Origin of the sequence: Mesorhizobium sp. CA6 (assembly GCF_020165035.1) — a bacterium.
Lineage (GTDB): Bacteria > Pseudomonadota > Alphaproteobacteria > Rhizobiales > Rhizobiaceae > Mesorhizobium.
In genome coordinates this window covers 1-22217 of the sequence record NZ_JAIUHI010000035.1, presented here as the reverse complement: position 1 = coordinate 22217, position 22217 = coordinate 1, and the positions used below count along the sequence as shown (strand labels likewise).

Here is a 22217-nt window from a genome sequence, read left to right as displayed (position 1 = left end):
GTCTTGCCATGATCGACGTGACCGATCGTGCCAATGTTCACATGCGGCTTGGTGCGCTCGAATTTACCTTTTGCCATGTGATCTCTCCAATCCTGCTTGCCCGTGCGGGCCTTGAATTAAGGTCTCGTGCAACCCGCTCGAGTTACGCGTATTTCTTCTGAACTTCCTGGGCGACCGCGGTCGGAACCGGCTCGTAGTGGTCGAACTGCATCGTGTACTGGGCGCGGCCCTGCGACATCGAACGCAGATTGTCGACGTATTTGAACATGTTGGCCAAAGGCACCATCGCATTGATGACGACGGCGACGCCGCGCGCTTCCTGACCCTGGATCTGGCCACGACGGCCGTTGAGGTCGCCGATGACGCCGCCGACGTAATCTTCCGGCGTCACGACCTCGACCTTCATGATCGGCTCCAGAAGCTGCACGCCGAGACGCGGAGCGGCTTCCTTGAAGCAGGCGCGGGAGGCGATTTCGAACGCCAGCACCGAGGAGTCGACGTCGTGGAAGGCACCATCGACCAGCGTGGCCTTGACACCGATCATCGGGAAGCCGGCGAACGGGCCGGAACCCATGACGCTGTTGATGCCCTTCTCGACGCCCGGGATGTATTCCTTCGGAACCGCACCGCCGACGATCTTGGACTCGAACACGAACTCTTCGCTCTCGGTGTTCGGCTCGAAGATGATCTTGACGCGGGCGAACTGGCCGGTACCGCCGGTCTGCTTCTTGTGCGTGTAGTCCTGCTCGTGCGTGCGGGTGATCGTCTCGCGATAGGCCACCTGCGGGGCGCCGACATTGGCTTCGACCTTGAACTCGCGGCGCATGCGGTCGACGATGATGTCGAGATGCAGCTCGCCCATGCCGGCGATGATGGTCTGGCCGCTTTCCTCGTCGGTCTTGACGCGGAAGGACGGATCCTCAGCCGCCAGGCGATGCAGCGCGAGGCCCATCTTTTCCTGGTCGTTCTTGGTCTTCGGCTCGATGGCGATCTGGATGACCGGATCGGGGAATTCCATGCGCTCCAGGATGACCGGATGCAGCGGATCGCAGAGCGTGTCGCCGGTGGTCGTGTCCTTGAGGCCAGCCAGGGCGACGATGTCGCCGGCATAGGCTTCCTCGATGTCGGCGCGCGAGTTCGCATGCATCTGCAGCATGCGGCCAATGCGCTCCTTCTTGCCCTTCACCGTGTTGTCGAGCGAGGTGCCCTTGGTGAGCTTGCCCGAATAGATGCGGGCAAAGGTCAGCGAGCCGACGAACGGGTCGTTCATGATCTTGAACGCCAGCATCGACAGCGGCTCGTTGTCATCGGCATGACGCTCGATCTCGGCGTCGGTCTTGGCATCGACGCCCTTGATGGCCGGCACGTCGATCGGCGACGGCAGGTATTCGACAACGGCGTCGAGCAGCGGCTGCACGCCCTTGTTCTTGAAGGCCGAACCGCAGAACATCGGGAAGAACTTGACCGCGATGGTGCCCTTGCGGATCAGCGCGCGGATCTCGTCATTCGACGGCATCTTGCCTTCGAGGTAATTCTCCAGCGCGGTCTCGTCCATCTCGACGGCGGCTTCGATCATCTTCTCGCGGTACTGCTCGGCCTTGTCCTTGAGGTCGGCCGGGATCTCAACGACGTCCCAGGCAGCGCCAAGGGTCTCGTCACGCCAGACGAGCGCGTTCATCTCGACGAGGTCGACGACGCCCTTGAACTCGGTCTCGGCGCCGATCGGCAGCTGCATGACGACGGCCTGCGCGCCGAGGCGCGAACCGATCATTTCCTCGGAGCGGTAGAAGTCGGCGCCGATCTTGTCCATCTTGTTGCAGAAGATCATGCGCGGCACGTGGTACTTGTCGGCCTGGCGCCACACGGTCTCGGTCTGCGGCTCCACGCCGGCGTTGGCGTCGAGCAGCGCGATGGCACCGTCGAGCACGCGCAGCGAACGCTCGACTTCGATGGTGAAGTCGACGTGTCCGGGGGTGTCGATGATGTTGAAGCGGCGCATCTTGCCGTCGCGACCCTTCCAGAAGGTCGTGGTCGCGGCCGAAGTGATGGTGATGCCGCGCTCCTGCTCCTGCTCCATCCAATCCATGGTGGCAGCGCCGTCATGGACTTCGCCGATCTTGTGCGACTTGCCCGTATAATAGAGGACGCGCTCGGTCGTCGTCGTCTTGCCGGCGTCGATATGCGCCATGATACCGAAATTGCGGTAGTCTTCGATCTTGTATTCGCGGGCCATGGGAGGTGCCTCTCAGTCTCGTTCGCGCTTTACCAGCGGTAGTGCGCGAAGGCGCGGTTGGCTTCCGCCATCTTGTGGGTGTCTTCACGCTTCTTGACGGCCGTGCCGCGGTTGTTGGCCGCGTCCATCAGCTCGCCCGAGAGGCGGTCGACCATGGTGGTCTCGTTGCGGTTGCGCGCGGCGGCGATCAGCCAGCGGATGGCCAGCGCCTGACGACGCTCGGGCCGCACATCGACCGGAACCTGATAGGTGGCGCCGCCGACACGACGCGAGCGCACTTCCACATGCGGCGCGACATTGTCGAGCGCCTGATGGAAGACGGTGACCGGCTCCTGCTTGGTCTTGGCCTGGACCTGGTCCAGCGCGCCGTAGACGATGGTCTCGGCAACCGACTTCTTGCCGTCATACATGACGGCGTTCATGAACTTGGTGACGATCAGATCGCCGAACTTGGGGTCCGGATTGATCTCACGCTTTTCTGCACTGTGACGACGGGACATGGGAAACCCTTACTTCGGACGCTTGGCGCCGTATTTCGAACGACGCTGCTTGCGGTTCTTCACACCCTGCGTGTCGAGCACGCCGCGGATGATGTGGTAGCGGACGCCCGGCAGATCCTTGACGCGACCGCCGCGGATCATGACCACCGAGTGTTCCTGCAGGTTGTGACCTTCGCCGGGGATGTAGCCGATCACTTCAAAACCGTTGGTCAGGCGAATCTTGGCCACCTTGCGCAGCGCCGAGTTCGGCTTCTTCGGCGTCGTGGTGTAGACGCGCGTGCAGACGCCCCGCTTCTGCGGGTTCTGCTGCATGGCCGGGACCTTGTTGCGCTTCACCGGCGCCAGGCGCGGCTTGCGGATCAGCTGGTTGACGGTAGGCATTAAACCCTCTTGTCTCTCAATTCCGTGTCTGCCCTGTCACGGGGCCGCTCAAAGCGTCATTTCCATACGCAAATTCGGGCAACACACCGCGTCTCGCGGTCCTGCCCGAACAAATTGCAGAGGAAGCGGAAGCCGCTTCATGCGCGCCGGAAATGTCTTTTCGCTCGTAAAACGAACCCTGTTTGAGGCAAACTCCAAAGCGTGTCGCTTCGGACAGGAGAGCCTCACATCGGTTCTGACGTCGCGGCTTCTACTCGCAACCCCAGGGTCCGTCAACCCCGGCGGGGCAAATATTGCGCTCAATCCGGGGCTGGGCAGCCATGCGGAAAACGCATGTAATTTTCTTGCGTCTTTTTTCAAGAGCGAGGAAGAAAGTGACCGGCTTTGCGCTGTCCTGTGGCCCGGCTTCGTGCCAAAAGGCGGCTTGCATCGGACAATCTCGGGGAAAACGAGGAATCAGCCCGTGAACGACAATGAAGAACGGCCGGTCACGATCATCACCGGACGGGTCTGGAAGAAGAAAGGCGGCAAGCCGGAAGGCGTTCATGTGATGCTTGTGGCGCCCGACGATGATTCTGCCGTGCGCCGCGCGCTCGAATCGCTTGCCGCCGAAGGTTACGCCGAGGCCGAGCTCGACCAGATCGGCGACATGGAGGGCGAGCCCGACGACGAGCCGCATCTGTCGGCCTATCAGGGCGCACTGGAGGGCGAGGTTTCGATCGTCACCTTTGAAGAGCCTATCTGAAAAGCGCGGCCAGCGTCATACTCGCCGGACAAACCTGCCCTGCCTAGACACACCCTTTCATTCCTTGGAGTTCCCATGACCAGCAATCCCATCAAGCTCGGCATCGTCGGCGTGGGAAAGATCGTCCGCGACCAGCACCTGCCGGCGGTCGCCAAGGACGGCAACTATCAACTGACAGCGGCGGCCAGCCGCCACGGCAAGGTGGACGGCATTGCGAACTATCCCAGCATCGAAGCGATGCTTGCGGCCGAACCCGGCCTAGAGGCGGTCTCACTCTGCATGCCGCCTCAGTTCCGTTACGACGCGGCGCGCACCGCGCTGGAAGCAAGGAAGCACGTGTTCCTCGAAAAGCCGCCGGGCGCCACGGTCAGCGAGGTCGAGCACCTCAAGACGCTTGCCGATAGGAACGGCGTCTCGCTCTTTGCCAGCTGGCATTCGCGCTACGCGCCGGCGGTGGAGGCCGCGCGCGCTTTCCTTGCCTCGGCCAGACTGACTTCGGCCGCCATCAACTGGAAGGAAGACGTGCGGCGCTGGCATCCGAACCAGGAATGGATCTGGGAGCCTGGCGGCTTCGGCGTGTTCGATCCCGGCATCAACGCGCTGTCGATCGCCACACACATCTTGCCTGCGATGTTCATCACCTCGGCCGTGCTCGATTTTCCCGAGAACCGCGCAGCACCGGTCGCGGCGCATGTCGCCTTCCGCACGTCGACCGGCTTGCCAGTGACGATGGAGCTCGACTGGCTGCAGACCGGCCCGCAAAGCTGGGACATTGTCGCCGAGACCGACAAGGGCAGGATGGTGCTGTCCGGCGGCGGCGCTAAGCTCGCCGTCGACGGGCGCATGATCCATGACGAGCCGGAGGCCGAATATCCGATGCTTTACAAGCGCTTCGCCGAGATCATCCGTGCCGGGACGTCCGATGTTGATCTCGCGCCGCTGCAGCACGTCGCCGATGCGTTCATGCTGGGCAAGCGCAATGTGGTCGAGGCGTTCTTCGATTAGGGCATCCTCATTCTACGATCGCGACGGTAAACCCGTCATAGCCCTTGACGCCGACGGTCTGGATGGCGGTGCCGTCCAGCCGCTTCTCGCCGCCGATGAACGAAAAAGCGGCGCGAGCGCCTTCGACATTGGCGTCGCCGCTGTTCTTTTTCAGGACCGCGCCGTCGCGGATGACATTGTCGCAGACGATGACCGTGCCTGAGCGCGAGAGTTTCATCGCCCAGTCGAGATAATTCGGGTTGTTCGGCTTGTCGGCGTCGATGAAGATCAAGTCGAACGGACCGGTATCTTCGCCTGCCAGCGCGGCAAGCGACTGCAGCGCCGGGCCGATGCGCAGGTCGATCTTGTCTGAAACCCCTGCCCGTTCGAAGTTCGAACGCGCGACCTTGGCGTGGTGCGGATCAAGCTCCAGCGTCACCACCTTGCCGTCCGCCGGCAATCCCCTTGCCATCCAGATGGTCGAGTAGCCGCCAAGCGTGCCGACCTCCAGCACCTTCTTGGCGCCGCGAATACGCACCAGCAGCGACAGCAGTTTGCCCTGCACGGCCGAGACGTCGATCGCCGGCAGGCCGTGGTCGCGGTTGGCCGCCAGCGTGGCATCGAGCACCGGGTCCGCTTCGAAAAGGGAGGAAACGATGTAGTCGTCGACAGCCGTCCAGGTCTTGCTGCTCATAGCTCTTCCTCGCTGCATCAAGTCAAAATGCGAAAAGGGGCCGCGCGGGCCCCTTTTCTCGTTTTCTCATTTCATCGCGCTTACTGCGCGGCGTTGACCATGTCGGTCAGCATCGGCTCGGCGACCTCGACACCGGAGGCCTTGCGGCGCTCGTCGATGATGAGCTCGTCGCGCGAGGTGGCGATGCGCCTTATCTGGCTCATCGTGCCGCCCGTGCCGGCCGGGATCAGACGGCCTACGATGACGTTTTCCTTCAGGCCCTGCAGCATGTCGGTCTTGCCGGCAACCGCAGCCTCGGTGAGCACCCTGGTCGTCTCCTGGAAGGAGGCGGCCGAGATGAAGGACGGCGTCTGCAGCGAGGCCTTGGTGATGCCAAGCAGCACCGGCTGACCTTCGGCCGGCTTCTTGCCGTCCTCGATCAGGCGCTCGTTGACCTCCTCCAGTTCGATCACATCGACGTGGTCTCCCGGGATGTAGGTCGAATCGCCCTGCGTGGTGATCTCGACCTTCTGCAGCATCTGGCGAACGATCACCTCGATGTGCTTGTCGTTGATCGACACGCCCTGCAGACGGTAGACCTCCTGGATCTCGTTGACGAGATAGGAGGCAAGCGCCTCCACGCCCTTGATCGCCAGGATGTCGTGCGGCGCCGGATTGCCGTCGAGGATGTAGTCGCCCTTCTCGATGACGTCGCCGTCCTGGAGATGGAACGGCTTGCCCTTCGGGATCAGGTACTCCACCGGCTCGAGCGTCGAGTCATGCGGCTCGATGATGATGCGGCGCTTGTTCTTGTAGTCGCGGCCGAAACGGATCGTGCCATCGATCTCGGCGATGATGGCGTGATCCTTCGGACGGCGAGCCTCGAACAGTTCCGCAACGCGCGGCAGACCACCGGTGATGTCCTTGGTCTTGGCGCTTTCCATCGGGATACGCGCCAGCACGTCGCCAGGCTTCACATGTGCACCCGGCTCGACCGAGAGGATGGCCTCGACCGAGAGCAGGAAGCGTGCATCGCCGCCCTTCGACAGCTTGCCGACCTTGCCCTTGGCGTCCTGGATGGCGATCGCGGGCTTCAGGTCGTTGCCGCGCGGCGTCGAACGCCAGTCGATGACCTCGCGCTTGGTGATGCCGGTCGACTCGTCGGCCGTTTCCTGCACGGAGATGCCGTCGACCAGATCCTCGAACGCCACCCTGCCCTCGATTTCGGTGAGGATCGGGCGGGTATAGGGATCCCACTCGGCGATACGCTGGCCGCGCTTCACCTTGTCGCCATCGTCCACGAAAATACGCGAACCATAGGCGACGCGGTGCGTGGCGCGCTCCTTGCCGGTCTCATCGAGGATGAGCACCGCCATGTTGCGGCCCATGACCATCTGCTGGCCTTCCGAGTTGCGGACCACGTTGCGGTTGCGGATCTGCACCTTGCCCTCATAGGAGGCTTCAAGGAACGAGGAATCCACCACCTGCGCCGTGCCGCCCATGTGGAAGGTACGCATGGTGAGCTGGGTGCCCGGCTCGCCGATCGACTGCGCCGCGATGACGCCGACGGCCTCGCCCTGGTTGACGGGGGTACCGCGGGCCAGGTCGCGACCGTAGCAGACCGCGCACACACCGGTCCTGACCTCGCAGGTCAGCGCCGAACGGATGCGGACCGACTGCACGCCGGCCTTCTCGATCTGCTCCACATCGCGCTCGTCCATCAACGTTCCGGCCTTGACCAGCAGGTCGCCGGTGACCGGATGATTGATGTCGTCGAGCGAAGTACGGCCCAGCACGCGCTGGCCGACCGAGGCAACGATCTGACCGGCATCGACGATCGGCTGCATGGTGAGGCCCTTGTCGGTGCCGCAATCCACGGAGTTGACGATGCAGTCCTGCGCCACGTCGACGAGGCGGCGGGTGAGGTAACCCGAGTTCGCCGTCTTCAAGGCGGTGTCGGCCAGACCCTTGCGGGCGCCGTGGGTCGAGTTGAAATACTCGAGCACGGTGAGGCCTTCTTTGAAGTTCGAGATGATCGGCGTCTCGATGATTTCACCCGAGGGCTTGGCCATCAGGCCACGCATACCGGCGAGCTGACGCATCTGGGTGGGCGAACCGCGCGCACCCGAATGCGACATCATGTAGATCGAGTTCATCGGCTTCTGACGGCCGTTGTCCTCGAACTCCACCGCCTTGATGCGCGCCATCATCTCGTCGGCGACCTTTTCCGAGCACTTTGCCCAGGCGTCGACGACCTTGTTGTACTTCTCGCCCTGCGTGATCAGGCCGTCATTGTACTGTTGCTCGTATTCCTTGGCCAAAGCCTCGGTGTCGGAAACCAGCTTCAGCTTGGTGTCCGGGATCAGCATGTCGTCCTTGCCGAACGAAATGCCGGCACGGCAGGCGTGCGCAAAGCCGAGCGCCATGATGCGGTCGCAGAAGATGACCGTCTCCTTCTGACCGCAGTGGCGGTAGACGGTGTCGATCATCTTGGAGATGTTTTTCTTGGTCATCTCCTGGTTGGCGGTCTCATACGGCACGTTGACGTTCTTCGGCAGAAGCTCGCCGATGATCATGCGGCCAGGCGTGGTGTCGTAGATCTTCGACACGACGTTGCCTTCCGCGTCGACGCTGCGGAAGCGGCCCTTGATCTTGGCGTGCAGCGTCACGGCCTTGGTCTCCAGCGCATGCTGGAGCTCGCCCATGTCGGCAAACATCATGCCTTCGCCCGGCTCGTTCTGGTTGACGATCGAGAGATAGTAGAGACCGAGAACCATGTCCTGCGACGGCACGATGATCGGCGCGCCGGAGGCCGGGTGCAGGATGTTGTTGGTCGACATCATCAGCACGCGGGCTTCAAGCTGCGCTTCCAGGGACAGCGGCACATGGACCGCCATCTGGTCGCCGTCGAAGTCGGCGTTGAAGGCGGTGCAGACCAGCGGGTGCAGCTGGATCGCCTTGCCTTCGATCAAGATCGGCTCGAACGCCTGGATGCCGAGGCGGTGCAGCGTCGGCGCCCGGTTCAAGAGCACCGGATGCTCGCGGATGACCTCGTCGAGGATATCCCAAACCTCCGGACGCTCCTTCTCGACCAGCTTCTTCGCCTGCTTGACGGTAGAGGAGAAACCCTTGGCGTCGAGGCGGGCATAGATGAAGGGCTTGAAGAGCTCCAGCGCCATCTTCTTCGGCAGGCCGCACTGATGCAGCTTGAGCTCCGGACCGGTCACGATGACCGAGCGGCCGGAATAGTCGACGCGCTTGCCGAGCAGGTTCTGGCGGAACCGGCCCTGCTTGCCCTTCAGCATGTCGGACAGCGACTTCAGCGGACGCTTGTTGGCGCCGGTGATGACGCGGCCGCGACGGCCGTTGTCGAACAGCGCATCGACGGCTTCCTGCAGCATGCGCTTTTCGTTGCGCACGATGATGCCGGGCGCGCGCAGCTCGATCAGCCGCTTCAGGCGGTTGTTGCGGTTGATGACGCGGCGGTAGAGGTCGTTGAGGTCCGACGTGGCGAAGCGGCCGCCGTCCAGCGGGACAAGCGGGCGCAGGTCCGGCGGGATCACCGGAACCACCTTCATGATCATCCATTCCGGACGGTTGCCGGATTCCATGAAGTTCTCGACGACCTTGAGCCGCTTCAGGTATTTCTTCTGCTTGAGCTCGGACGTGGTCGAGGCCAGCTCCGAACGCAGGTCGCCGGCGATCTTCTCCAGGTCCATGCCGGCCAGAAGGTCGTGAATGGCCTCGGCGCCGATCATGGCGGTGAAAGAGTCCTCGCCGTACTCGTCGACGGCAATCATGTACTCTTCCTCGCTGAGGAGCTGGTTCTCCTTCAGCGCGGTGAGGCCCGGCTCGGTAACGATGTAGTTCTCGAAATAGAGCACGCGCTCGATATCCTTGAGCGTCATGTCGAGCAGCGTGCCGATGCGCGAAGGCAGCGACTTCAGGAACCAGATATGGGCGACGGGCGCGGCGAGCTCGATATGGCCCATGCGCTCGCGGCGAACGCGCGACAGCGTGACTTCGACGCCGCACTTTTCGCAGATGACGCCCTTGTACTTCATGCGCTTGTACTTGCCGCACAGGCACTCATAGTCCTTGATCGGACCAAAAATGCGCGCGCAGAACAGGCCGTCACGCTCCGGCTTGAAGGTGCGGTAGTTGATGGTCTCCGGCTTCTTGATCTCGCCAAACGACCAGGACAGAATCTTCTCTGGGCTGGCAAGCGAGATCCGGATGGAATCGAACACCTGCGCAGGCGCCTGCGGGTTGAAGAGATTCATGACCTCTTGGTTCATGCCGTTCTCCTTTTCGGGGTCCTCGATAACCCCTTGCATCGATCGCGGACGAAATGTCCGCAGACTGGCCGGTCGAACCGGCCGAAGACTTCTTGGTTGAGCATGGTCTCGGCCGAAAACCGGTGGCCGCTTCTCGGGATCATGCTCAGGGCGCGCCGCGCTTAGAACGCGGCGCGCGCCAGTGCCTTACTCGGCTGCGTCGGGCAGACGCGTCGGGGTCTCTTCGACCTGGGTGTTCTCCAGCTCCACATTGAGGCCGAGCGAGCGCATTTCCTTGACGAGAACGTTGAAGCTCTCGGGGATGCCCGCCTCGAACGTGTCGTCGCCGCGCACGATCGCCTCGTAGACCTTGGTGCGGCCGGCGACGTCGTCCGACTTCACCGTCAGCATTTCCTGCAGCGTGTAGGCCGCGCCGTAGGCTTCGAGCGCCCAGACCTCCATTTCGCCGAAGCGCTGGCCGCCGAACTGCGCCTTGCCGCCCAGCGGCTGCTGGGTGACAAGCGAGTACGGACCGATCGAACGCGCGTGGATCTTGTCGTCCACCAGGTGATGCAGCTTGAGCATATAGATATAGCCCATCGTCACCTTGCGATCGAACGGCTCGCCGGTGCGGCCGTCATAGAGCTGCGACTGACCGCTGGTGTGCAGGCCAGCCTGCTCCAGCATGGTGTTGATGTCGGCCTCATGCGCGCCGTCGAACACCGGGGTCGCGATCGAAACGCCGCGGCGCATCTGCTCGCTCAGGCGAACGATGCTCTCGTCATCATACTCGCGGATCGGCTCGTTGCGGTCATTGGCCGGCATGAAGCTTTCCAGCGTCTTGCGCAGCGGCTTGATGTCGCCGCCACCCTTGTACGCGTCGATCAGCTCGCCGATCTTCCTGCCCATGCCGGCGCAAGCCCAGCCCAGATGCGTCTCCAGAATCTGGCCGACATTCATGCGGCTCGGCACACCCAGCGGGTTGAGCACGATATCGGCATGCGTGCCGTCCTCGAGGAAAGGCATGTCCTCGACCGGAACGATGCGCGACACGACACCCTTGTTGCCGTGACGGCCGGCCATCTTGTCGCCCGGCTGCATCTTGCGCTTCACCGCCACGAAGACCTTGACCATCTTCATGACGCCCGGAGGCATTTCGTCGCCGCGCTGCACCTTCTCGACCTTGTCCATGAAGCGCTGCTCGAGCGCCTTCTTGGACTCGTCATACTGGCCGCGCAGAGCCTCGAGCTCGCCCTGGAGCTTCTCGTTCTCCACGGCGAACTGCCACCACTGCGAACGCGGATACTCGTCGAGCGTGTCCTTCGACAGCTTCGAGCCCTTCTTGAAGCCCTTCGGTCCGGCGATCGCCTCCTTGCCGACCAGCACGTCGGAAAGACGCGCATAGACGTTGCGGTCGAGGATCGCCTGCTCGTCGTCGCGGTCCTTGGCCAGACGCTCGATCTCTTCGCGCTCGATTGCCATCGCGCGCTCGTCCTTCTCCACGCCGTGGCGGTTGAAGACGCGCACTTCGACGACCGTGCCGAAGGTGCCCGGAGGCATGCGCATGGAGGTGTCGCGAACGTCCGAGGCCTTTTCGCCGAAGATGGCGCGCAGGAGCTTTTCTTCCGGCGTCATCGGGCTTTCGCCCTTCGGCGTGATCTTGCCGACCAGGATGTCGCCCGGCTGCACTTCAGCACCGATATAGACGATGCCGGCCTCGTCGAGGTTCTTCAGCGCCTCTTCCGAAACGTTCGGAATGTCTCGCGTGATTTCCTCCGGCCCGAGCTTGGTGTCGCGCGCCATGACCTCGAACTCCTCGATGTGGATCGAGGTGAAGACGTCGTCGGCCACGATGCGCTCGGAGAGCAGGATCGAGTCCTCGTAATTGTAGCCGTTCCACGGCATGAACGCGACCAGCACGTTGCGGCCGAGCGCCAGATCGCCGAGCTCGGTCGACGGACCGTCGGCAATGATGTCGCCCTTGTTGACGCGGTCGCCCATGCGCACCAGCGGACGCTGGTTGATGCAGGTGTTCTGGTTCGAACGCTGGAACTTCATCAGCCGGTAGATATCGACGCCGGACTTGCCGGGATCGAGATCTTCCGTGGCGCGGATGACGATACGGGTGGCGTCCACCTGGTCGACCACGCCGCCGCGGCGGGCGCCGATGGCAGCGCCCGAGTCACGGGCGACGACCGGCTCCATGCCGGTGCCGACGAACGGCGCTTCGGCGCGCACCAGCGGCACGGCCTGACGCTGCATGTTCGAGCCCATCAGCGCGCGGTTGGCGTCGTCGTTCTCGAGGAACGGGATGAGCGCCGCCGCGACGGACACCATCTGCTTTGGCGAGACGTCCATCAGGTCGACGTTCTCGCGAGGCGCCATCATCACTTCGCCGGCATTACGGCAAATGACGAACTCGTCAACGAAGCTGCCGTTCTTGTCGAGCTCGGCGTTGGCCTGCGCGACATAGTGCTTGGCCTCTTCCATCGCCGACAGATAGACAACCTCGTTGGTCAGCTTGCCGCCCACGATCTTGCGGTATGGGCTTTCGATGAAGCCGTACTTGTTGACACGCGCGAAAGTGGCCAAAGAGTTGATCAGACCGATATTCGGGCCTTCCGGCGTCTCGATCGGGCAGATGCGGCCGTAATGCGTCGGATGCACGTCGCGCACCTCGAAGCCGGCGCGCTCGCGCGTCAGACCGCCCGGTCCAAGCGCCGACAGGCGACGCTTGTGAGTGATCTCCGACAGCGGATTGGTCTGGTCCATGAACTGCGACAGCTGCGAGGAACCGAAGAACTCGCGCACGGCGGCGGCCGCCGGCTTGGCGTTGATCAGGTCCTGCGGCATAACCGTGTCGATCTCGATCGAGGACATGCGTTCCTTGATCGCGCGCTCCATGCGCAGCAGGCCGACGCGGTACTGGTTCTCCATCAACTCGCCGACCGAACGCACGCGGCGGTTGCCGAGATTGTCGATGTCGTCGATCTCGCCCTTGCCGTCACGCAGCTCGACCAGCGTCTTGACCACGGCCAGGATATCTTCCTTGCGCAGGACGCGCACGGTGTCCTCGGCCTTGAGCTCGAGGCGCATGTTCATCTTGACGCGGCCTACGGCCGACAGATCGTAGCGCTCGCTGTCGAAGAACAGCGAATTGAACATGGCTTCGGCCGTCTCGAGCGTCGGCGGCTCGCCCGGGCGCATGACACGGTAGATGTCGAACAGCGCGTCCTGGCGGCTCTCGTTCTTGTCGACGTTGAGCGTGTTGCGGATGTAGGCGCCGACATTAACGTGGTCGATGTCCAGGATCTGGATCTCGTCCTCGCCGGTGCTGAGCAGCACCTTCAGCGTCTTGTCGTCGATCTCGTCGCCGGCTTCCAGGAAGATCTCGCCGGTGCCGTAGTTGACGATGTCCTCGGCAAGGTAGTTGCCAAGCAGGTCCTCGTCGGTCGCCTTGATGGCCTTGAGACCCTTCTCGCCGAGCTGACGTGCCTGGCGGGCGGTGATCTTCTTGCCTTGCTCGACCACGATCTCGCCGGTGTCGGCGTCGACCAGGTCGCCGACGGCCTTGAGGCCGCGGAAACGCTCGACGTTGAACGGAATCCGCCAGTGGTCGCCGGCGCGCTTATAGGTGATCTTGTTGTAGAAGGTCGACAGGATCTCCTCGCCGTCCATGCCGAGCGCCATCAGCAGCGACGTCACCGGAATCTTGCGGCGGCGGTCGATGCGGGCGTGCACGACATCCTTGGAGTCGAACTCGATGTCGAGCCACGAACCGCGATAGGGAATGACGCGCGCGGCAAACAGAAGCTTGCCCGACGAGTGCGACTTGCCCTTGTCATGGTCGAAGAAGACGCCCGGCGAACGGTGCATCTGCGAGACGATGACGCGCTCGGTGCCGTTGACGATGAAGGTGCCGTTCGACGTCATGAGCGGCATGTCGCCCATGTAGACGTCCTGCTCCTTGATGTCCTTGATCGACTTGGCGCCGGTATCCTCGTCGATATCGAACACGATGAGGCGCAGCGTCACCTTCAGCGGCGCCGCATAGGTCAGGTCGCGCTGACGGCACTCGTCAACGTCGAATTTCGGTGCCTCGAACTCGTACTTCACGAACTCCAGCATCGAGGAGCCGGAAAAGTCGGAGATCGGGAAGACCGACTTGAAAACGGCCTGCAGTCCTTCGTCCGGACGGCCGCCCTTGGGCTCGTCCACCATCAGGAACTGGTCATAGGATGCCTTCTGGACCTCAATGAGGTTCGGCATCTCCGCAACTTCCGGGATCTTTCCGAAGAACTTGCGTACGCGTCTGCGGCCATTGAAAGTCTGGGTCTGGGCCATCGTCGCTCCTTAGCTATAAACTCGGGACGAACCTCGCCGCGGCTCGCCTTGCACCAACGGGCTGCCTCGGCGGCTGCCCCTATCTGTTTTTCCGGCCGCCCCTGCCAATTTCTTGGGCCAATCGCTTGGCGGCTACCGGCTAAAACGGGAGAAAACCCGTTTCCGGAAGGCCGCTTTTCGGCCCTCAGGAAAGAGGTTTTCAAACGTCTCGCGTGACAGAACCCTCCCTCAGTCCAAGGGAGGGGGCGGACGGCGCGAGACCGTCCGCCCTCGCCTAACAGGCTTACTTCAGCTCGACCTTGGCGCCAGCTGCTTCCAGCTGAGCCTTGAACTTGTCGGCGTCGGCCTTGGAAACGCCTTCCTTGACCGGCTTCGGAGCCGCTTCGACCAGGTCCTTGGCTTCCTTGAGGCCAAGGCCGGTGATGGCGCGGACTTCCTTGATGACGTTGATCTTCTGGGCGCCGGCATCGGCGAGAACGACGTCGAATTCCGTCTTCTCTTCAGCCGGAGCAGCGGCAGCGGCACCAGCGCCGCCGGCAGCGGCAACCGCCACCGGAGCGGCGGCCGAAACGCCCCACTTCTCTTCCAGGAGCTTCGACAGCTCGGCCGCCTCGAGGACGGTCAGCTTCGAAAGGTCGTCTACGATCTTTGCAAGATCAGCCATTTTTGTATTCCTTCACTAGGTTCGAACGTGTGTTGTTGACAGCGAGGAACGGCCTCATGCCGCCTCGTCCTTCCGGGCGTAAGCGCCGATGACACGCGCGACCGAAGCCGCGGGCGCATTGACGATCTGGGCGATCCGGGTAGCCGGCGTGGCGATCATGCCAACCAGCTTGGCGCGCAGCTCGTCGAGCGACGGTAGTGTGGCGAGTGCCTTCACACCGTCGGCGTCGAGCGAGGTCGCACCCATCGCGCCACCGAGAATGATCAACTTGTCATTCCCCTTGGCGAAATCGGACGCGACCTTCGGCGCCGCAATCGGATCCTCCGAATAAGCGACCAGCGTCTGTCCCTTGAACAGATCGATGATCGATGCGGAGTCCGTGCCCTGAAGAGCGATCTTGGCGAGACGGTTCTTCGCGACTTTGACGGTGCCACCGGCGGCGCGCATCTTCGACCGAAGGTCGTTCATTTGCGCGACGGTGATACCGGCGTAGTGGGCCACGACGACTGAACCAGCGCTTGAAAACGCATCATTCAGGCCCGTGACGAGTTCGCGTTTTTCCGCTCTGTCCACTGCCTATCTCCAGTTGACCCCTGCCCCATTGACGAGGTCAGGCGTCGGTTGCCTTTTGCCGGCCGGGCCATCCAGTAACGGATCTCCCGAACGACGCTCGAGGATCCTGCCCCCTTTCGCCACACCAGCCGGCACGCCGGATAGTGCGCAGACAAAAGGCAAACACGGTTCGAACCTTTCATTGGAGCCTGGCTCCTTTGTCGGGTCTTCACCCGTCTCATGCAGGCCCAATCGAATTAAGGCTTTTGGGCCGCCTGCAATCTCGGACAGGATATCCGGAAACCTTTCGGCTTCCGGGTACCGGGCCGCCGACGGATCGGCGGTCCGGAATTCTTTCTTGCTGGAGCATGTTCCCGCTTTTCAGGATCATGCCCTAGCGATCGGCCTTACCCGATCGGCCGACACTTACGACGCGGCGAGCGTCGCGATGTCGAGCTTGAGGCCAGGGCCCATCGTCGAGGTGACCGACACCTTCTTGACGTAGTTGCCCTTGGCGCCCGCGGGCTTGGCCTTGGTCACCGCGTCGGCGAAGGCGCGGACATTTTCTTCCAGCGCCTTGACGTCGAACGAGACCTTGCCGACGCCGGCCTGGACGATGCCGGCCTTCTCGACGCGGAACTCGACGGCGCCGCCTTTCGAAGCCTTGACGGCCGCGGCCACATCGGTGGTCACAGTGCCGACCTTCGGGTTCGGCATCATGCCGCGCGGGCCCAGAACCTTACCCAGACGACCGACCAGCGGCATCATGTCCGGCGTGGCGATGCAGCGGTCGAAATCGATCGTGCCCTTCTGGACGATGTCGACAAGGTCCTCGGCGCCGACGATATCGGCGCCGGCGGCCTTGGCTTCCTCGGCCTTGTCGCCACGCGCGAACACCGCGACACGCACCGAGCGGCCGGTGCCGTTCGGCAGATTGACCACGCCGCGGACCATCTGGTCGGCATGGCGCGGATCGACACCGAGGTTCATCGCGATCTCGACGGTTTCGTCGAACTTCACCTTGGACCGGTCCTTGAGCAGCTGTAGCGCCTCGGAGAGGGCGTAAGCCTTGTTCGGATCGATGCCTTCGCGGCTCTTGGCAACACGCTTTGCAATCTTTGCCATGATCTTAGCCCACCACTTCCAGGCCCATCGAGCGGGCGGAGCCCTCGACCATGCGCATGGCCGCCTCGACGTCGTTTGCGTTCAGGTCCTTCATCTTCTGCTCGGCGATCGCGCGCACCTTGTCGCGGCTGATCGTGCCGGCCTTGACCTTGCCCGGCTCCTTGGAGCCCGACTTCAGGTTGGCGGCCTTCTTCAGGAAGTAGCTCACCGGCGGCGTCTTCATGACGAAGGTGAACGACTTGTCCTGGTAGTAGGTGATGACGACCGGGATCGGCGATCCCTTCTCGAGCTCCTGGGTCTGCGCGTTGAACGCCTTGCAGAATTCCATGATGTTGATGCCGCGCTGACCAAGCGCCGGGCCGATCGGGGGCGACGGCGTGGCCGAGCCCGCGGCAACCTGGAGCTTGAGCTGGCCTGCAACTTTTTTAGCCATCTCTATTCCTGCCTTTTCTCATGCCGGCCCCGTTACCCGGGAAACGCGGCGGTTGCAGTCTGGTGGTGCGGTTCCGACGGCCGGCTATGCCGCCTTCGCCTCCCACCCGTTCATGCGGCGTCTGTTCACGCCGCCTCCCGACGCCTTGCGGCGCGGTATCCCGACGCCCTTTCGGGCGCGGGTATGCGGATCAGCCCTTTTCGACCTGCCCGAACTCCAGATCGACGGGCACGGCGCGCCCGAAGATCGAAACCTCCACCTTGAGGCGAGCCCGCTCCTCATCCACCTCCTGGACGACGCCGTTGAACGACGCGAAAGGACCGTCCGAAACGCGGATAGCCTCGCCGATCTCGAAGGTGACCGAAGGCTTCGGCCGCTCGACGCCTTCCTGGACCTGGTTCAGGATGCGCTGCGCCTCCGTCTCGGTGATCGGCACGGGCTTGGAGTCGCCCAGGAAGCCGGTGACCTTCGGCGTGTTCTTGACCAGCGAGAACACGGCGTCGGTCAGATTGGCCTTCAAGAGCACATAGCCCGGGAAGAACTTGCGCTCGGCATCAACCTTGCGGCCGCGACGGATCTCGACGACCTTCTCGGTCGGGACCACGATCTGCTCAATGTCCCCGGACAAGCCCTTCTGCTTGGCCTTGTTCTCGATGTCCTCGGCGACCTTCTTCTCGAAGTTCGAATAGGCGTGGACGATATACCACCGCGCAGTCATTTCACGACCTCTCCGTAATCCGCCGAATTAATGCCCGAGACCCAGGATCCACTCGATCGCATAGCCCATCAGAATATCGGCAGCGAAGAAGAACAGCATCGCGATCACCGCGAATATCAGGACCATCACGGTCGAGATCATGGTTTCGCGCCGCGAAGGCCATGTCACCTTGGCCGTCTCCGCGCGAACCTGCTGGAGAAAGGTGAAGGGATTAGTGGTTTTCGAAGCCATGCGCCGCCTGTTTTCGAGACCCGTTGGCCGGGCCTCCTGGATGATCCCGCTGACCGGGACGTGCCGCCTGGGCTCCATGCGGCGCGAATCAGCGCCGCTATTTCACCCACGCAAATCAGACGCGTAAAGCCGGCTTCCCAGCTCCACGCGTCGCGTGTCTGTCTTGTCTACATAAAACCGATTCTTAATCCACGCAAGTGGCAAGGGTCCGCTTTATGTCTCAACGCCGCCTCGGAACCATCCAGTCGTCCCGTCCCGGCTATACGGGGCTTATGCCCCAATTCCCGCCATATGGCAAGCCGTCCGCCGATTTTCAACGCCGGAGCGGCCGCTGCGGAGCCTTGAAGGCCTCGACATATGACGATTTCAGAGATTAAGCTTAGATCCAGGAGCGAGGAACCGGTCCGTCGGCTGGAGATCTTGACAGGTTCGGGGTCGACGACGTGGCTACCGGAAGAGAAGGCGCGGATCGTGGCGATACGCCGCCTCGCCAGCTCATTCGGCCAGTTCAAGACGTCCCTGAACTCGCTCCTCGATCGCCTTCGAATCCGGCTCTCGCTGCCATCCGGGGCCATCATGCTCTCACCGACCCCAAAGATCTGGAGATGTCGGAGACGATTGGGGGCGTCCGATGTTCCGAGGTCCGAGAGGTCGGAACAATACCCCATCTTCAGATAGATAACGGGCACTCTCAAACCGCGAGCGGTAGCTATTACTCTGGCCGTAGGGCCGACAGCCCGTTGAATCCCGGAGATATCGATCCCGGCTCTGTCGAACATTCCACCTTGCGAGCCGAAGTCATTCTGCATGTCCACGACGAGAACTGCAGCGTTAGCAAGATCAATCGAAATAGGTTGAGGCTTCGCGTCGATGACAAGGGGATGCATTTTGTCCTCCCACCAGAAAGAGGTGTCGCTCTTTGCGCCCTCGGCTATCAAGACCCGCCACCTACATTGCGTCAAGAAAGGGGTGAGTTACATCCCTGCTTGGGGCCTAAGAACGGCGGTTGCAGTCAAGCACTAGGGACGAAATCTTACATCGTTGGTCTTAAGGCGCAACGATCTCGCCACCAGGCGGCAAGAGCCTGCGACACGGGCTGGCAGGCGGATGACCGCAAGGGGGCAGACGCGCGGAAGAAAAGGCTGATTTCGGCGATCGAGAGGGCGGTTGCCAGATGCCTGCCCTCTTGAAGGAATGGCACGGGCAGCAGGGCTCGAACCTACGACCTGCGGTTTTGGAGACCGCCGCTCTACCAACTGAGCTATGCCCGTGCATGCGCTTGTTCGGCGCAGGCGCTTCCTAAAAGCTTCCGTGCGCTCTGTAAAGAGCACTCTGCAGTGGTTTTGAAACCCTTTGCCGGAAATCTGGATTCCATTACCGCTGGCGACCGATCGCGCTCGCCAAACAACCCCCGCGCCTACGACTTGCCGGCCGGCGGCTTGTATGGCCCGCCCGGCACGCCCCAGCCCCAGGCGGGCATCGGCTCGGTCTCGGGATCGCAGGTCTCGCCCAGATTCGAGTTCATCTTCGCCAGCCGCGATCCCCACTCGACATAACCCATGAAGGCCGAGCGGAACTCGGGGTCATCGGGCAGGTCGACCTCATCCGCCGCGTCGGCAAGGAGACTGATCCAGCGGCGGCGCTGCTCCTCGGTCAGATGCTTGCCGAGATGATGCATCACCATCTCGCGATGGCCGCCATGCTTCTCGCTGTAGGTTTTAGGGCCGCCGAAGACCTCGCCGATGAAGGCGGCGACATGCGGCGGGTGATCCGGCGACATCATCCTGAACACCGGCCCGACGACCGGATCCGCCGCCACCTTGTCATAAAAGGTCCGGGTCAGCCGGTTCAGCGCCTCGCTGCCGCCGGCCCATTCGTACAAAGTCGGGATGTCCTCGCTCATCGCCGCTCCTCCCTGTGCATACAGCAAGATAGCGGCAGCGCCCTGCCCCGCTCAACCTGCCTCGATGGCCAGTGCGCAGCTAGAGCATGATCCCGAACCGAAGGTCAGCGAATGCAAAAAGTGGAAACCGGTTTTCGGAGAAGATCATGCTCCAACAAAGAGTTAGATCAGGATGGCGATTCACCGAAACGTCATCCTGATCTACAGCTTCGCCGGCGCCTTCGCCTCGGCATCGGCGGACGGAAGAGCCCGGCAATTGTCCGGCCTGGGTGCGGATCTGCAAATGGTGGCGCCCGTCAGCGCGTCCACTGATTGCGGTCCGGTCGTCAGCCCGAATGCCTTCAGTTCGTCCCGGCTGAGTTCCTGTGCTTTGCATATTCGGCCGACTGCATGGCGGCGAAAAAGCCCGAGCCGACCGCCATCTCGTCGAGATAGGCCCTGACCTTGTCTTCCATGCCCATGGAATGCACGAGGAAGTGCGCACCGGCGCCAACGAGGCGCCGGACGCCGCCGGCGACCATCACCGCGCAGGCGGCGTCGCATTCGGCGCCGGCATCCATGGTGAGCCCGGCATGGAGACCGTCGGCCGCGACGCACCCCACGGCGCCCGGATCGCAGTCGAGAAAATCCGTTCGCGCGACCGCGATATCCAAGCCGTGCTCGCGGATCAGCCTGCCCGCGGCGAGCGCAGCCTGCACATCTCCACCCGGCGAGTTGATTACGACCGGCAACCGGCGCTCACGGATCGTATCGAGCAGTTGGCGCAGCTTGTCGGCCGTATCTGCAGCGATCGTGCCTTCCGCCGAAATCCATTCCGGACAATCGGGATTGCAGAGCGGGTTGCTGCCGCGAACAAGAACGAAACGCATCTGCTGTTCGTGGGCTTGCGGTGTCGGCGGCGGCGCCGGCGCTGTATAAGAAGGTCCGGCCTCTACTGCCGCGACCGCGACGGGCGCGCCGTTCGCGGGAATCTCGCGACAATTCGCCGGTGCCGGATGGCGCTGGCAAATGGTTCTCTCGGTCAGCAGATCGAGCGAATCGAGGCTGGTCACGAGCTTCATCTCCAGCATGTCATCGGGCTCGATCTGCCTGATGTCGCTGGCAGGTGTGGCCTTCATCACGCCCAGCACGCCCTGCTCGACGCCCATCTCCGTCAAATAGGCCGACAGCCGCTTCTCGATCGCCTTGCTCATCTCATAGGTCTTGTAGCTGCCGGCATTCTTGCGGCTGACGATCTTGGTGCCGATGATCTTCTTCTTGCCGTTCACAACCCGGTAGGTGGTGCGGTAGAGCAGTTTTTCGCGCTGGTAGGTGGTGGTGATCTGATGGACGCCGAGATAGGCCCATTCGCCGACGACACGGTGGATGCCGCCGGCAAACATCAGCGGACAGGCCGAATTGCACATCGCACCGCTGTCGTAAGCGACGCCGGAATAGGGCTGACCCCTGCCGTCATTGTCCCGGCAATTTTTCGTCCCCGGCGAGCAGCCGGAAAATTCCGTGATGCCGACCGCGATATCGAGCTTGTTCTTGCGGACCATGCGGCCAAGCTGCAACGCGGCATCGACATTGCCGCCGGGAGAATTGACGACGATGGGCAATTGCCGCCCGCCGAGCGTCTTCAGCAGGCGTTTCAGTAGCGCCGGCGTGCCGGCCTCGATCGTGCCTTCGGCAGAAATCCATTCCGGGCAGTTCGGCTCGCAGCCCGGCGCGCTGCTACGCACGACGACGAAACGCATCGCCGGACCGTAGTCCTGAGGTGTCTCCTTCGCGGCGGCGTTGAGGGTGGCCAGCCCTGCGGCAGCGGCCAATCCCAGCCGAAGCAGCTCGCGCCAACACCGCATGGTCTTTGAACGGAATGTTGAAACCACGTCTGGCAAGCCCCTCGGCGCAACCCATACTAGTTGCGGCGACGATGGTTGCAACAGAATTGAACAGGGCCTGGCAGCACTGCTTCAAACAAAAGGGCGGCCCGAAGACCGCCCTTTCCTGCCGAACCGGCAAAAGCCGGATCGATTATTCCTTGATGGTGACGACGATGCCGGCACCGACGGTGCGGCCGCCTTCACGGATGGCGAAGCGCAGCTTCTCTTCCATCGCGATCGGCACGATCAGCTCGACGTCGACGGTGATGTTGTCGCCGGGCATCACCATCTCGGTGCCGGCCGGCAGCGTCACGATGCCCGTCACGTCCGTCGTGCGGAAGTAGAACTGCGGACGGTAGTTGGTGAAGAACGGCGTGTGACGGCCGCCCTCGTCCTTGGTCAGGATGTAGGCTTCGGCCACGAACTTCTTGTGCGGCTTGACCGTGCCGGGCTTGGCCAGAACCTGGCCGCGCTCCACACCTTCACGGTCGACGCCGCGCAGCAGCGCGCCAATGTTGTCGCCGGCCTGGCCCTGGTCGAGCAGCTTGCGGAACATCTCAACGCCCGTGCAGGTCGTCTTGGTGGTCGG

General features: G+C 62.7%; 16 protein-coding genes, 1 tRNA gene and 1 pseudogene. 2 read left to right on the top strand and 16 right to left on the bottom strand.

Translation table 11 applies throughout. From position 1 onward, the window contains the following. The 4 genes and pseudogenes from LB526_RS29410 to rpsL form a co-directional block, all read right to left on the bottom strand. A pseudogene (locus LB526_RS29410) lies at positions 1-77 on the bottom strand (elongation factor Tu); the annotation flags it as partial. A 65-nt stretch (positions 78-142) separates the two neighbouring features. Next, on the bottom strand, positions 143-2233 hold the full coding sequence (gene fusA, locus LB526_RS29405) for an elongation factor G (RefSeq protein ID WP_095765517.1): 2091 nt from the start codon (positions 2231-2233) through the stop codon (positions 143-145). Between the two features lie 29 nt (positions 2234-2262). After that, positions 2263-2733: a 30S ribosomal protein S7 gene (rpsG, locus tag LB526_RS29400; RefSeq protein WP_027170372.1), complete on the bottom strand. Its 471-nt coding sequence runs from the start codon at positions 2731-2733 to the stop codon at positions 2263-2265. A gap of 9 nt (positions 2734-2742) precedes the next feature. Next, positions 2743-3114, bottom strand: a complete 372-nt coding sequence (gene rpsL, locus LB526_RS29395; protein ID WP_006202128.1) for a 30S ribosomal protein S12 — start codon at positions 3112-3114, stop codon at positions 2743-2745. A gap of 463 nt (positions 3115-3577) precedes the next feature. On the opposite strand from rpsL, the gene LB526_RS29390 reads away from it, so the two are divergent. Together LB526_RS29390 and LB526_RS29385 are read left to right on the top strand one after the other, a co-directional pair. Continuing rightward, positions 3578-3859: a transcriptional regulator gene (locus LB526_RS29390; protein ID WP_095765518.1), complete on the top strand. Its 282-nt coding sequence runs from the start codon at positions 3578-3580 to the stop codon at positions 3857-3859. Between the two features lie 75 nt (positions 3860-3934). Continuing rightward, positions 3935-4864, top strand: a complete 930-nt coding sequence (locus tag LB526_RS29385; RefSeq protein ID WP_224630628.1) for a Gfo/Idh/MocA family protein — start codon at positions 3935-3937, stop codon at positions 4862-4864. A gap of 7 nt (positions 4865-4871) precedes the next feature. Here LB526_RS29385 and LB526_RS29380 read toward each other — a convergent pair whose 3' ends face one another. From LB526_RS29380 to LB526_RS29315, 12 genes are all read right to left on the bottom strand, one after another. Beyond that, a complete protein-coding gene (locus LB526_RS29380; RefSeq protein ID WP_140847813.1) occupies positions 4872-5537 on the bottom strand; it encodes an O-methyltransferase in 666 nt (221 codons plus the stop codon). Positions 5538-5617: 80 nt separating this feature from the next. Beyond that, positions 5618-9814: a DNA-directed RNA polymerase subunit beta' gene (gene rpoC / locus LB526_RS29375; RefSeq protein WP_095765633.1), complete on the bottom strand. Its 4197-nt coding sequence runs from the start codon at positions 9812-9814 to the stop codon at positions 5618-5620. 186 nt (positions 9815-10000) lie between these two features. Beyond that, positions 10001-14137: a DNA-directed RNA polymerase subunit beta gene (gene rpoB, locus LB526_RS29370; protein ID WP_095765521.1), complete on the bottom strand. Its 4137-nt coding sequence runs from the start codon at positions 14135-14137 to the stop codon at positions 10001-10003. A gap of 283 nt (positions 14138-14420) precedes the next feature. Then, positions 14421-14801 (bottom strand): 50S ribosomal protein L7/L12, encoded by a 381-nt coding sequence (gene rplL, locus LB526_RS29365; protein WP_059189560.1) that lies wholly within the window; start codon positions 14799-14801, stop codon positions 14421-14423. A 54-nt stretch (positions 14802-14855) separates the two neighbouring features. Beyond that, positions 14856-15374, bottom strand: coding sequence for a 50S ribosomal protein L10 (rplJ, locus tag LB526_RS29360; protein WP_095765522.1), 519 nt, complete (start codon positions 15372-15374; stop codon positions 14856-14858). 405 nt (positions 15375-15779) lie between these two features. Next, complete coding sequence (rplA, locus tag LB526_RS29355; protein ID WP_224630627.1) at positions 15780-16478, bottom strand: 50S ribosomal protein L1; 699 nt, start codon at positions 16476-16478, stop codon at positions 15780-15782. Between the two features lie 4 nt (positions 16479-16482). Beyond that, positions 16483-16911 carry a 50S ribosomal protein L11 gene (gene rplK / locus LB526_RS29350; protein WP_095765524.1) on the bottom strand — a complete coding sequence of 143 codons (429 nt, stop codon included), beginning with the start codon at positions 16909-16911 and terminating at the stop codon, positions 16483-16485. Between the two features lie 190 nt (positions 16912-17101). After that, positions 17102-17629 (bottom strand): transcription termination/antitermination protein NusG, encoded by a 528-nt coding sequence (gene nusG, locus LB526_RS29345; protein ID WP_140545994.1) that lies wholly within the window; start codon positions 17627-17629, stop codon positions 17102-17104. A gap of 27 nt (positions 17630-17656) precedes the next feature. Beyond that, positions 17657-17860, bottom strand: a complete 204-nt coding sequence (gene secE / locus LB526_RS29340) for a preprotein translocase subunit SecE (protein ID WP_095765634.1) — start codon at positions 17858-17860, stop codon at positions 17657-17659. A 1195-nt stretch (positions 17861-19055) separates the two neighbouring features. Next, positions 19056-19131, bottom strand: a tRNA-Trp gene (locus tag LB526_RS29330). A 146-nt stretch (positions 19132-19277) separates the two neighbouring features. Beyond that, the gene (locus LB526_RS29325; RefSeq protein WP_224630626.1) at positions 19278-19763 is read right to left on the bottom strand and encodes a group II truncated hemoglobin; all 486 of its coding nucleotides are present in this window, start codon (positions 19761-19763) and stop codon (positions 19278-19280) included. Between the two features lie 2016 nt (positions 19764-21779). Next, positions 21780-22217 (bottom strand): EF-Tu/IF-2/RF-3 family GTPase (locus LB526_RS29315; protein ID WP_411968327.1); only part of this gene is annotated, 438 nt, incomplete at its 5' end.

Bases quoted from the DNA above. Each gene is read 5' to 3' on its own strand.
- LB526_RS29385 (WP_224630628.1), top strand. From the start codon at position 3,935: ATGACCAGCAATCCCATCAAGCTCGGCATCGTCGGCGTGGGAAAGATC.
- rpsG (WP_027170372.1), bottom strand. From the start codon at position 2,733: ATGTCCCGTCGTCACAGTGCAGAAAAGCGTGAGATCAATCCGGACCCC.
- rplL (WP_059189560.1), bottom strand. From the start codon at position 14,801: ATGGCTGATCTTGCAAAGATCGTAGACGACCTTTCGAAGCTGACCGTC.
- rplA (WP_224630627.1), bottom strand. From the start codon at position 16,478: ATGGCAAAGATTGCAAAGCGTGTTGCCAAGAGCCGCGAAGGCATCGAT.
- rpoC (WP_095765633.1), bottom strand. From the start codon at position 9,814: ATGAACCAAGAGGTCATGAATCTCTTCAACCCGCAGGCGCCTGCGCAG.
- LB526_RS29325 (WP_224630626.1), bottom strand. From the start codon at position 19,763: ATGAGCGAGGACATCCCGACTTTGTACGAATGGGCCGGCGGCAGCGAG.
- fusA (WP_095765517.1), bottom strand. From the start codon at position 2,233: ATGGCCCGCGAATACAAGATCGAAGACTACCGCAATTTCGGTATCATG.
- rpoB (WP_095765521.1), bottom strand. From the start codon at position 14,137: ATGGCCCAGACCCAGACTTTCAATGGCCGCAGACGCGTACGCAAGTTC.
- rpsL (WP_006202128.1), bottom strand. From the start codon at position 3,114: ATGCCTACCGTCAACCAGCTGATCCGCAAGCCGCGCCTGGCGCCGGTG.
- nusG (WP_140545994.1), bottom strand. From the start codon at position 17,629: ATGACTGCGCGGTGGTATATCGTCCACGCCTATTCGAACTTCGAGAAG.
- LB526_RS29380 (WP_140847813.1), bottom strand. From the start codon at position 5,537: ATGAGCAGCAAGACCTGGACGGCTGTCGACGACTACATCGTTTCCTCC.
- secE (WP_095765634.1), bottom strand. From the start codon at position 17,860: ATGGCTTCGAAAACCACTAATCCCTTCACCTTTCTCCAGCAGGTTCGC.
- rplK (WP_095765524.1), bottom strand. From the start codon at position 16,911: ATGGCTAAAAAAGTTGCAGGCCAGCTCAAGCTCCAGGTTGCCGCGGGC.